Below are 13,355 nucleotides of genomic sequence, written 5' to 3' on the forward strand. Positions count from 1 at the left end.
CACGTCATTGAAATCTGATTTAAAAATGATTCATATCATTTATGACTCAGATTTGACGGAATCGTAAAAGCTGCCGGTTTTCCCGGAAACCGTTTGCTGGGGCGGACCCCACTTTCGGGCGGAACAGATTTGTGCCTTGGGCTGGCGATGGAATCAGAAAAAAGTGGGGTATGCCGGACCTGCGTAGTGCCGTACGCTCCGCCTCGCTTATAAAAAACTTACAACTGGTTACAAGTAGGCTCGCGGTAGTAGTACGGCGTTTCGCGCATCTTCTGTGCGAGTAGGACCCGAATTGCTGACGGCGGCCACGCGTGCGCCAGCAGCCGGGGTCCAGAATGAATCGTCTTTGTTACCGTCTCGTTTTCAACAAGACACGCGCCATGCTGATGGCCGTGCAGGAAACCGCAAGCGGTACCGGGTCCGGGCGGCGGGCGGGCCGGAAGGGTGTGGGGGGTGAGACGCGGCGGGTCTGGACGGGAAGCCTCTGCGTTGGCGTGCCCGTGCTGCAACTGGCAGCGTGGATGGCGATGGGGGTGCCGATGGTGGCCGGCGCGCAGATCGTCGCCGACCCCAATGCGGGCGCAAGCCGCCCCGGGGTTGTCCAGACGGCGAACGGCCTGCCGCAGGTCAATATCACGCGGCCATCGGGGGCAGGCGTCTCCGTCAATCACTACAACCAGTTCGACGTCAACAAGGCCGGTGCCATCCTCAACAACTCGCCGGGCATCGTGGCGACGCAGCAGGCGGGCTACATCAACGGCAATCCCAACCTGCAGCCCGGCGGGTCAGCAAGGATCATCGTCAATCAGGTCACCAGCACGCTGCCCAGCCAGTTGCGTGGCTACCTCGAAGTGGCCGGCCCGCGTGCGGAAGTCATCGTGGCCAATCCCAACGGGATCCTGGTTGATGGCGCGGGATTCATCAACACGAGCCGCGCGACGCTGACGACCGGGATTCCGGTCTATGGCGGCAGTGGCAGCCTTGATGCCTTCCGCGTGACCGGCGGGCAGATCCTCGTCGAAGGCGGTGGCCTGCATGCCACGGGCGTGGATCAGGTGGACCTGATTGCGCGAGCCGTCAAGGCGAATGCCGCCCTGTATGCCAATAACTTGAACGTCGTGGCGGGTGCCGCCCAGGTGGATCGCGCGACGCTCTCCGCCTCGGCCATTGCGGGCAGTGGTCCGGCGCCATCCGTGGGCATCGACGTCAGCGAACTCGGCGGCATGTATGCCAACAAGATCCTGCTGGCGTCCACCGAGGCGGGCGTGGGGGTTTCCACGCGCGGCGTGGTGGCGGCGCAGGCTGGCGACCTTACGCTGACGGCGCAGGGGCGGCTGCAACTTGCGGGGCAGACCAATACGACCGGCGCGATGACCGTCAGCGCACGGGACGGGGTCGATAACAGCGGTACCACCTATGCCGGCCAACGGCTGGCACTCGGCACGCAGGGCGCGCTGACCAACAGTGGCACGCTCGCGGCGGGCGGCGGCCTCTCGGCGAACGCAGCGTCGATTGCATCGAGCGGCACGCTGGCGTCCGGCGTGGGCGCCGACGGCACCGTTTCGCAGGCCGGGACGCTGGCGCTGAATGCCAGCGGCGCGGTGCAGGCGAGCGGCAAGGTGCTCGCCGGGGCGGACGCTACGGTGCAAGGTGGTTCGGTGAATCTGGCCGGCGGCGAGACATCGGCCATTGGCGCCGTGCAGATCAAGGCCAGTCAAGGCGAGATTGATCTGCACGGCGCCACGCTTTCGGCGGGCGGTGCGCTCGGCGCTCATGCAAGCGGCGCCCTTGATGCGTCAGGTGCCACACTACGCGCCGGCGGAAGCGCGAATGTGACGGCCGCAAGCGTCTCGAACCGGAACGCGCAATTGATCGCGGACGGTGCCATCGACATCCGTTCGGCAGGCGCGGTCGACAACGCCGGCGGTGTGATGCAGGCGGGCGGTGGACTCTCAATGGACACGGCGTCGCTCGGGAATCAGGCAGGGCGTGTGGTCTCGCTCAATGGCGATGACTTGACGATCGCCGCACGAGGCACCATCGAAAACACTACTGGCACCACCGCGAGCGGAGCGCAGGGTGGGGTCATCGGTGGCAACGGCAGCGTGCGGATCGATGCGGACGTGCTCGTCAATCACGGTCAGATCAATGCCGGGAGCGGCGCAAAGCTGCACGCGGACAGGCTTGACAATGATGCCGGCGCGGTCATCGCGGGCGGTGCCGCCGACATCTCCGCGTCCGGCGCGGTATCGAATCGCAACGGCATGATTTCCAGTGCCTCGGTGGATCTCAATGGCGGCACGATCGACAATCGCGGCGGCCGGATCGAGGCAGACGGCCTTGCACTCCGCACAACCGGCGACCTGAACAATGCGGGTGGAACGATTGCGCAATATGGGCCTTCCGATACGACGATTGTCGCTGGCGGTACGCTCGACAACACTGGCGGCTCCGTCGCCATCAATGGAAGCGGTGGGACCCTCGATGTTGGCACGCTGACCAACAAAGGCGGGAAGATCGCCCACGCGGGTGCTGGCCGAATGACCGTACTTGGCGAAAGGGGCGCTGCCGACAACACGGACGGCAGCATTCAATCGAACGGCACCATTGATGCTCGCCTCCTCGCTTTGGACAACACCAGGGGCGTCATCTCCGCGCAGGGCGATGTGAGCCTCGTCGCGGGGAACGGCATCACGAACCATCAGGGCGCCGTCTACGCTGACAAGTCGCTGAGCGTCGGAACCCTTCGCCAAATTGACAACGCGGCGGGCTCGCTGCAGGCCGGCGGCGATCTGACGCTGAGTGCGACAGGGGTCCTGTCCAACAATGGTGGAACGATTTCCGCCAACGGCGCGGATTCCACCGTAAGCGTCACGGCTGCCGGGGTCGATAACACCGGTGGCCGGCTCACCAATGCGGGGGCCGGCGCAACCTCAGTCAGCACCGCAGGTTCGTTGAACAACACGGGGGGCACGCTGGGAGGGAACGGAAACACGACGCTCGCCGCCCGCGATCTTATCAACACCGGCGGCGGCAATGTCGCCGGTGGGGGCTCGCTCACGTTATCCGTCAGCAACAGCGTGGACAACCGTGGCGGCAGAATCTACGGCGGGCAGGCGCTGACGATGCAGCAGGCCGGCGCCTACATGGATAACAGCGATGGCACGCTGCTGGGTGGAAAGAGCATCGCACTAAACATGAGTGCGATGAACAACCTTGGGGGCAGCGTACGTGCCAACCAGGATATCGGCGTCGGCGGTGCATTGGCCGGCAGTGGCGAGATGACCGCCGGAGGTAACCTGATCCTCGACGTCAACGGGGACTACGTCAATGACGCCGCCAACCGGCTGGCAGCAAATGGCGACCTCCGTGTGACGGCCACGGGCGCTGTCACCAACACCGGGCGCCTGGCTGCGCGGGAGGATCTGACGGTTCAAGGCAGCAACGTGGTCAACGCCGCCGGCGCCACCATGACGGGCGCCACGACTAACGTCAGCGCCAGCGGTACGATCAGCAACGCTGGCCGGATCGACGGTGACGCTGTAATGACCAATAGCGCAGCGCTTGGTAACACGGGCACGATCATCGGCAACGCCATCCAGGTGCAAGCCAGCGATGTTTCCAACGCCGGGGCGGCCGCGATCATCGCTGGCGCATCGGATGTGAAGATCTACGCCAGCAATGCCGTCTCGAACACCGACGGCGCCACGATCTACAGCATGGGCAACCTCCAGATCGCTCGCGATGGCACGCGGGACGGCGGCGGCATGCTGGCGAACCAGATGAACGCGCTGGTCAATAGTTCGGCAACCATCGAGGCCGATGGGGATATCGACATCGCAGCGCGTTCGGTGGTGAACAAGCGCACGAGCATCGTGACGGAGGGTGGAACGCCGGTGGAGACGGCGCGGCAGACGTTGACGGCTTGGATGGCCGGATTCGAGGGCGATGGCAGAGGGGGCTACAACAGCCTTGTGTTTCCGCAGTGGCGCTGGAATTCGAACGAGGCGCCCATCAGCGCAGACATGATGAATGCGCTGAGGAACCCGATTACCGTCGAGGTCCCCAAGTCAGACGTTGTCTACGTCGACACCAGTAACAAGACGCTATCGTTCTCCAAGGCGCCGATAGACCAATATGAGGGGCAGTGGTTGTGCCCGGAGAACGGTGATTTCTGCGGAAACCTGCTTGTAGACAGGAAAATCGCGTCAAATCCCGTGCAGTACTATCAGGCGATCGAAGACACGGGCGCCGGCTATAAGATCACGTTCTGGCCGAACTGGAACCCTGCTACGCAGATCCGGCCGGACCAGCAGATCGTCCGCTACGACCTCGGGCCGGACGTACACGACTACAGCGAAATCGCGCGTACCACTGTCACGATGACGGCTACTGACCGACTGATCAGTGCCACGGACGCCGGAAAAATCCAGGCACGCGGTGCCATTCGCATCAATGCGGACGGTGGCGCCATCCTCAACCAGTCATCGACAATGGCGGCGGGCGGCAACCTTTCGCGCCGTGCCGCGGGCGGCACCATTGACGATGTCGGTACGGTCCTGCAGCAGACGGTTACCACAACGAGTACCTCGACCTTCTACTGGCACCAGAAGAGCGGCGGAAACTCGGATCAGCAGACTGTGGTCTATGCCCCCGAGCCGCAGGCCCCGACCACGGTGGCAGCGCTCCCGAGCGTTGTAACGTCCAATCAGACCGTACAGACGAGCGCCCGGGATGTCTCCGTGGGTGCGGTGAACGCTGTCGGCGTGGATGTGAGCAGCAGCGGCGTGGCCGGCGGTGGCGGTAGCGGCGCGCACATCGATGGTGCGGCCGGCAAGACTTCGCGTCCGCAGACCTTGGGTACCGCCAGTGGCGGCATTCCGAACCTGCACCTGCCGACCAACGGGCTCTATACCTATCGCAGCGCGCCGGGCGATACCTACCTGGTCGCCACCGATTCGCGCTTCACCCAGTACAACAACTTCATCTCGAGCGACTATATGCTCGGCGCGCTCGGACTGGATCCTCAGCGTACCCAGAAACGCCTTGGCGACGGTTTCTATGAAGAAAAGCTGATCCGCGACCAGGTAACGGCGCTGACCGGAAAAACCTTCCTGACGGGTTACACCGACCAGATGGAGGAATACAAGGCGCTGATGAACAACGGCGTGACCTACGGCAAGGCCTTTGGCCTGGCGCCGGGGGTGGGTTTGACCGAGGAGCAGATGCGGCAGCTCACCACGGACATGGTGTGGATGGTGTCGCAGGACGTGACCCTGCCGGACGGAACGACGCAGTCAGTGCTCGTGCCCAAGGTCTATCTCGCGCAGGGCCCCGGCGTGGACCTCAACGCCACTGGTGCGCTGGTGGCGGGGAATGCCGTGGCGATCAACGCCACGGGGAACGTCAACAACAGCGGCAATATCGTCGGCGATGTGGCCACGCAGGTGCTCGGCACCGATATCGTGAACCGGGGCGCCATCGGCGGCACCACCGGCACGGCGCTGGTCCAGGCCGCGCAGGATGTGCGCAACCTGGGCGGCCGGATTGGTGGGCAGGATGTGGTCGTCGCAGCTGGGCGTGATGTCATCAACGAGACGCAGACGATCTCTGCAGTGCAATCGGTCGACAGATCCAGTGCCAGCGCCACGGCCGTGGGTGCGCAGGCGGTCATCGAAGGCAAGGGCAATGTCGCAGTGCTTGCCGGCCGCGATGTGACGCTGGCCGGATCGACGCTGGCTGCAGGCGGCGATGCACTGATTGGTGCGGGCCGCGACATCAACATGGGCACGGTGGCCCTTGGCACAACGCAGGACACGCGCAACGGCCAAAGCTACAGCCACGATGCCGCGACCACCTACCAGGGGAGCGATGTCACGGCCGGCAAGGGTTTGACGGCTGTCGCCGGGCGAGACGTAGTCCTGGCCAATGCCGCCGTCAGCGCAGGCACGGATGCCACGCTGGTGGCGGGCCAGAACCTGGTCGTACTCAACACGACGGACTCGCAGGTCCATGCCGAAGCATCGCTGGGCGGCAAGAGTGCTTCCTACACCAAGTCGTCCTATGACGAGACGGTGCGCGGCAGCGAGATCGAAGCGGGCGGCAACGCCAAGCTGGCGGCCGGACAGACGGCGCTGGTCGGTACGGTACTTGCCGCCAACGGCATCGAGGCGACGCAGACGTCAGGCGCAGGCAGCGTGGCGGTCATCGGCTCAAGCGTGACGGCCGGCACGGGTGCGTCCGGTGGCGGCGTAACCATGGTCGCCACGGAAGACGTGATCGTGGCCGAGGGCCGTGAGGTGCATGCATCCAGTGCGGAGCAACGTTCGCGCAGTAGCGGGTTCCTGTCGCGCTCGTCGAGCCACGATGCAATCACCAGCTACGCGGACGTGGGCGTGGGTAGCGCCATCAGCGGCGACACGGTCCAGGCAGTCGCTGGCAACGACCTGCTCATCCGCCAGAGCACTGTCACGGCAACGGATGCCGTTGACCTGACGGCAGCCAGAGGAAACGTCGTGATCACGGCCGGCGAAAACGTTCGCGAAGTGACCGAGACGCATGAGCGCTCTTCGTCCGGCGTTAAGTTCTCGGCGGGGCAGGGTGGAATCGGCGTGTCGGCTGGCAGCAGCAACGCCAAATCGTCGTCGCATACCGTGGCCGTGACCCAGAGCGACGCACGCTCCGCAGTGGGTGCCACCAACGGCAGCGTCACCATCACAGCGGGGAAGGACGCTGTCATCATCGGTAGCGACCTGATCGCAGGTCGGAGCGGCGACAACGAGAGCGCCGGCCACATCGACATCCAGGCCGAGAACATCGCCATCACTACCGGCATCGACCGGGTCGTGCAGGACAGCAGCCAGAGTAGCAAGTCCAGCAGCTTCGGCGTCGCCGTCGTCGGCACGCCGCTGGATTCTGTACGCAACATCCAGGCCAACAGCCAAGCCGACAGCAAGGTCACGGCCACAAAGCAGGTGGCGGGCGAAATCGGCCATTCGGCGGGAACGGCGCCGCAGATCGCGGTGACTTACGGGCGGAACTCCAGCAGCGCCGAGTTTCATTCCGAAAGCGTGACCAACAGCGGCAGCACGCTGACCGGTGCGGGTGACATCATCCTGCGCGCCACCGGCAGCGGGGCGAAGGACGATGCCGGCAAAGCGCTCGATGGTGACATCCTGCTGCATGGCGGCATGGTCAGCGCGGGCGGCAAGGCGGTGCTGGACGCGCAACGCAACGTGAACATCGAGGCATCGACGGATACGTACAGCGAGTCGTCTTCGTCGCAGAGCAGCGGCTGGAAGATCAGCACGGCCGGCGCTACGCTGGGCGACATCGGCCGTAGCATCAACGGCGGTGCCAACAGCAGCGGCGTGACCGTTGTGCCGTATGGCAGCCAGAAGGCCAATTCCAGCAGCGAACTGTCCGCCAGCCAGCAGAACGCCAGCACGATCACCGGCGATTCCGTCACGATTACCAGCCGCACCGGCGACGTGCGGATCGCAGGCAGCGGCGTGGCCGCAGAGCATGACATTGCCATCTCGGCCAAGCAGGGTCGGGTGGACATCCTCTCGGGGCAGGAAACCAAGTCGCAGCGTAGCGACAGCAGCAGCAAGGCCATCGGCGACCTGGGTGGCAACGGCGATGCAGGGACCTTCGGCGTACGGTCTGAATCGCACCATCTTGATGCAAACAGCACGAGCGAGAACACTGTGCGCAGCCAGGTGGTCAGCGACAGTGGCAATGTGAGCATCACCGCCAAGGACGACCTCACCGCGCGCGGCGCCGATATCTCCGCAGGGCAGGACGTGACCCTGATCGGCAAGAACGTCGTGCTCGATCCGGGCGAGGATTCCAGCACGATGAACCAGAAGGACAAGTCGAGCCAATATGGCGTGACGCTAGCCTTCTCGGGCTATTCCGTGCAGGCGGCACAGGCGGCAGAGAACGCAGCACGGGCAATGGAGAGCGGTGACGGCAAGTCGGCTGCGCTGTATGCGGTGCAGGCGGGCATTGCGGCGGCCAATTCGGTGGGCGCGGTCAATGCGTTGCAAGGCCAGGGCAAGCCCCCCGTCAGTAACTCGGCAACGGGCAATCCGGGCAATAGCAACGGCGGCGGGTCGATCATCAAGGCCACGGTCAGCATCGGTGGCGGCAGCCAGCAGGCCGAAGTCCACAACGCACAAAGCAGCAGCCAGGGCACCACGGTCAATGCGGGCGGCTCAGTCAACATCATTGCGACGGGCTCGGGTGAGAAAGATGCTGAAGGCTACTTCACCGATGGCGATATCAACGCGCGTGGCGCGGAGATCAACGGCAAGAACGTCTCCCTGACTGCCGCGCGGGACATCAACCTGGAAAGCGCGCAGGATGCCGCGAGCCAGAACAGCAAGAGCAGCGGCAGCAACGCCAGTATTGGCGTGGGCCTGTCCCTGGGCGGCACCCAGAACGGCTTCACGATTGAGCTGGCGGCGGCACAGAACAAGGCCAAGGCTGACGGCACCGCAGTCACGAACCAGAACACGCATGTCACGGCTGGCGACACGCTGACCATCGCCAGCGGCCGTGACACGAACCTGAAAGGCGCCACGGCTACCGGCGACACCATCAAGGCTGATATCGGACGTGACCTGAACATTGAAAGCCGTCAGGACACGGACGATTACCACAGCCGCGAATCGTCATCGGGTATGCAAGCCAGCATCTGTGTGCCGCCGATCTGTTACGGCACCACGGTGAGCGCCAGCGGCAGTGTGAGCAGCGGCAAGACGGATAGCACCTATGCATCCGTGGTGGAGCAAACCGGGCTCTATGCCGGCAAGGGCGGGTTCGATATCAACGTGGAGGGGAACACCGGCCTGAAGGGCGCGGTGATCGCGAGTACGGCGGAGAAGGACAAGAACACGCTGACCACCGGCACGCTGACAACGAGCGATATCGAGAACAAGGCCGAGTACAAGAGCGATACGTCGACGATTGCGGGGAGTTTCAGTGGCGGGCAAGGCGGCACGAGTGTTCTCCAGAACCTTGCGGATAGCTTGGCGGCGACGGCCGCTGGGAACGCTCAGAAGCCGACAGAAGGGGGCGCCGGAGGGACCACAAGGAGTGCGATTGCTGATGGGACCATCAAGATCAAAGACGCGACTGGACAACAAGAGAAGACCGGGCAGACGGCAGAAGAGACGATTGCTGCGCTGAATCGTGATACTGCCGCAGCGAATGAGAGCGTCAGCAAGATCTTCGATGAACAAAAGGTCAAGGATGAGCAAGCGTTCAAACGGTTGATGAGCGAGACCGTTCAACAGGCAGCGCCCATGCTCTACAACCAAGTGGGCAGTGCTTTGGAGAACTCCACCCCTGAAACCAAGGCCCTTGTACACGCTTTGGTGGGTGGTCTGATTTCGCAAGCACTGGGGGGCAGCTTTGCGGCGGGCGCCGCAGCAGGCGGTGCCGCATCTCTGGCAATGGAGACGTTTGGCGAAGCGTTGCTAGATGTGGACGGACTGAGCGATGCCGATCGGAAGGCCCTGGTTCAACTAGCAGGGGCTTTCGTAGGTGGGGTGGCGGGTGCCGTAGCTGGTGGGTCGCCGAATGATGCAGCAGCAGGCGCAAACGTAGGCAAGGTGGCGACGGAGAACAACTACCTGAACCATAAGCAAAAGCGTGAAAGAGCCGAGGCTCTAGCCGACTGTAAAGATGACCAGTGCGAAAAGGAAGTGCGAGACGAGTACGCGAGGAAGTGGACCGAGAATCGCGAAGACGTTGCGAACTGCTCGAGCTACGCAGAGTGCACGAGCCTGGCGCAGGAACTCCGAGCAGAGCAGAATGCTCAAGGGCAGCGTATCGCGGAACTGCAGGGAAAGGGGCCTACTAACTGGACCGAGGCGGAGCGACTAGAGTACGCGGACTTGCGCCTTGGCGACACTAGTATCAACCAAAACCGAAGTATCGCCCTAGCGAACGCCGCACGGTTTGGTGTTGGTGAAGGGCTTGGATCACCGGAAATCGCCGATCTCGTTGCCGACGTCGGGATAGGCGCTGCATCTGGCTTTGGCGCTGCAACAGGCAAGTATTCGCCCAATGCGGGATCAGTCGGTAACATGAAACAATACTTGACCGGCGATGGTTTTGGAGCAAAGTTAAACGAGTCAATTCGGAAGACATCGAAGATCTATGACGGTCAAAGTGTCTACAGAGTGACGGATGACGTTGGGCCGTATCTGAAGAAAGGCGATCAGGTGTATCTCGATGGCGATCACAAGAATCATCTGGAAGTCTTCGATAGAAACGGAAAGTCTACGTTCGTGATGAATTTGGATGGAACGATGAATACGGAGAAAACGCAAGCTGCTAAAGGTAGGACATTGAAATGATAAAAATTTTTCGAAAAATTAGAGACTCTTTGTGGAATTTCGCTAGTGCAAGAGGATTGTCTCCCCAGAAAATCGATGATGATTTCAATTTGAACTATTCACGAGATAATGATCAGCGTTTTACAAGTGACGTAGTAAGTTTATCTGAATTGATGCGTGTATATGACGAAGCAATGGCGGAGGGCGACCTTTTAACGGCAAGGTGCGCCCTCGTGGAGGCGCAGATATTTGCTCATAACTTGAGTAATTTCTTCTGGGACATCAAAGAGGATCTGGTAAAGGTGGCTAGTGAAAAGATCGAGGGTATCGCCGATGATCGCTGGGAATGGCCTCCTCTTCCGCAGCGATATTCTTACCCTGACAGGTATCAGTTCCGCGACGAGAAGCGGGTCGTGGATATTTTCGGGAGTAAGCAAGTGTGGAATGAATCAAGGCAGCAATGGGAAAGTATTTAACGGGAGTTCGTAGCTAATTAAAATTTAGAATTCAAAGCAGATGAACGTCGTGCCGCCGGTGGCGAAAAACACCTCTCGGGGGCGGACAATGCAGTGGAATTCGAGTATAAAATAGATTAAATATGGGTCATTATAAATGTTTCGCCACAATCGTCGCGGTCCTCTCTTTGACCGCCTGTTCTACCTACGCCCCGCTACCCATAGGTCCCGACGAACCCGTAGCCGAACTCTACGGCACAGGCAACTTTTCCATGACCAGCCCGGTCATGGACCCCAAAGGTTGCTACCAAACCAACATCCGGATCGAGAATCAGCCCTTGCAGGTTCGGGCAAACAAATCGCTGGTTATCGCGATTGACGGCTCGGTGGGGATGTATCGCTGCAGGGATATGATCAAGTTCAAGCCGCAAGCCGGTCACAAGTATGTCGTGCATGGCCTTCCTGGCCGCGATGACACAGCGCACCAGACATCGGTATTCCAGCGCGCGATCAGCGCGAACACCGGGCACTGCCATATCGAGATTCTCGATGAAACGAAAGAGGGCGATGCCCAGCGGCTTGCGGTGCAGCGCACGGAGCCAAGGCAGAAAGGCTTTGCCTGCATTACCTTTTAGTTCCGATTTCTAGCCGAGTCATCGTGGTATTCCTAAGTCCTGAAGACTTCATTGACGCATCCGCCGGGGCGGCTTTCATTTCGACACGCATAAACCATCGCATCGAAAGCCGTCAGGACACGGACGACTACCACAGCCGCGAATCGTCATCGGGCATGCAGGCCAGCATCTGTGTGCCGCCGATCTGTTACGGCACCACGGTGAGCGCCAGCGGCAGTGTGAGCAGCGGCAAGACGGATAGCACCTATGCATCCGTGGTGGAACAAACCGGGCTCTATGCCGGCAAGGGCGGGTTCGATATCAACGTGGAGGGGAACACCGATCTGAAGGGCGCGGTGATCGCCAGCACGGCAGACAAGGACAAGAACACGCTGACTACCGGCACGTTGACGACGAGCGATATCGAGAATAAGGCCGAGTACAAGAGCGATACGTCGACGATTGCGGGGAGCTTTACGGCTGGCAGCAGCGTTCCAGCGAGCAATCCGATGGACGGCCCGGTCCAGCAGGCGCATACCAACTGGGGCAACACCGACGTGATGGGCGCCGCAGCCGCGACGGCAATCGCGACGCTGGCCGGCAATAGCAGTGCGCCGATCAAGGGCAACGCCGCTGGAACAACCCGGAGCGCGATTGCGGAGGGTACGGTAACGATCACGGACGCCGAAGGTCAGAAGGCGCGTACGGGCAAGACTGCGGAAGAGACCATTGCCAGCCTGAACCGCGATACGGAGAACGCCAACGAGAGCATCGGCAAGATATTCGACGCGGAGAAGATCAAGGAACAGCAGGCCTACGACCAACTGAAGCAGCAGACGCTGCAACAGGCTGCGCCCTATCTGTATGACGTGGTGGGCGATCAACTGAAGGGGGCGCCGGAGCCGGTAAAGGTGGCTGTCCACGGGCTGATCGGTGGGCTGGTGAGCAAGGCACTGGGCGGCGAGTTTGGATCTGGAGCGGCAGGGGTTGCGGCGGCTACGGCGGCGATTATGTTGTTGGACGATAACCTTGGCGGCCTGGGAGTGGAACCTGGGACCCGTGACAAGATGCTTCAGGTTGTTGGTATGGCGATTGCCAAGATTGTTGGTGGCAATGCGACTGCGGCGACGGCTGGGATGGCGGATGCTTACAACCGGCAGTTGCATAAGGATGAACGGCAGTGGGCAAAAGATAATGCCGAAAAGTTCGCAGGCATCTACGAGAAGAAAACGGGTGACAAGATCTCTGTTCAGGACGCGGAAGCCCTTCTACTATCGACGGGCTACCGAATAGTCGACGCTGCCGCCAGTAGGGCGCCCGGTGGGAATGCAGTTGCTACTGAGTACATTTCCACAAACGGCGGGAGTCTGTTTGCAGCAACTGAAGCGGAGCGGAGGAATCCGGGTCTCTCGCAAGGAGCATCGCCAGAACAGCTCGCATTGAATACAAGTATCTTTCTCTTGTGTATATGTTGTGCGTAGTGATTGTAATCCTTGTATTGGTTGGAGTGTTCTATCGATGCCCTTACCGTAATGCGATACCGCGAGGATATCCGATTCCGTACGTCGATCTTGTGCCAAAAATCTGCAGGAACTGCGGTCGTTCATTAAGGGATGGCGAATCGGACAGTGGTGTTTGATGGACGTGGCATCGCGCGGGAACCTGGCAAAGACGGCTTTCCGATTTGTCTGCCTCGAGTGAATGGCAGTGTGTCGTCATAATGGAAGAAATGAAAGTGCCTTCAGTTTTAGGTGATGCAGATTGCCATCCAGTTGATTGCCTTGACCGTGGAATTCAACGTCCTTTCCGTTCTGTTACTGGCGCTCGGTGTTTTCGGATTAGGTTCGTTACTGGTCGGACGCGATGAATCTTCTAAGAGAACGACGACTGCCGATTGAGGGTAACGGCGGCCCACAGTTCTGACGCCTTCTTTCTGA

General features: G+C 61.2%; 5 protein-coding genes. All 5 read left to right on the forward strand.

The genetic code is table 11. The features are described from left to right. Window positions 1-335: 335 nt before the first annotated feature. The gene (locus AC1DP9_RS22705) at window positions 336-10,370 is read left to right on the forward strand and encodes a hemagglutinin repeat-containing protein (protein ID WP_477108565.1); all 10,035 of its coding nucleotides are present in this window, start codon (window positions 336-338) and stop codon (window positions 10,368-10,370) included. Beyond that, the gene (locus AC1DP9_RS22710; protein WP_211943502.1) at window positions 10,367-10,825 is read left to right on the forward strand and encodes a DUF6853 family protein; all 459 of its coding nucleotides are present in this window, start codon (window positions 10,367-10,369) and stop codon (window positions 10,823-10,825) included. The genes AC1DP9_RS22705 and AC1DP9_RS22710 overlap by 4 nt, the downstream gene beginning before the upstream one ends. Before the next feature lie 251 nt (window positions 10,826-11,076). Beyond that, complete coding sequence (locus AC1DP9_RS22715) at window positions 11,077-11,439, forward strand: hypothetical protein (RefSeq protein WP_211943501.1); 363 nt, start codon at window positions 11,077-11,079, stop codon at window positions 11,437-11,439. Between the two features lie 23 nt (window positions 11,440-11,462). Next, window positions 11,463-12,899, forward strand: a complete 1,437-nt coding sequence (locus tag AC1DP9_RS22720) for a hypothetical protein (protein WP_477108566.1) — start codon at window positions 11,463-11,465, stop codon at window positions 12,897-12,899. 273 nt (window positions 12,900-13,172) lie between these two features. Further along, window positions 13,173-13,316, forward strand: a complete 144-nt coding sequence (locus AC1DP9_RS22725; RefSeq protein ID WP_477108567.1) for a hypothetical protein — start codon at window positions 13,173-13,175, stop codon at window positions 13,314-13,316. Window positions 13,317-13,355: the final 39 nt, after the last annotated feature.

Source organism: Cupriavidus sp. 01L43, from assembly GCF_056399925.1.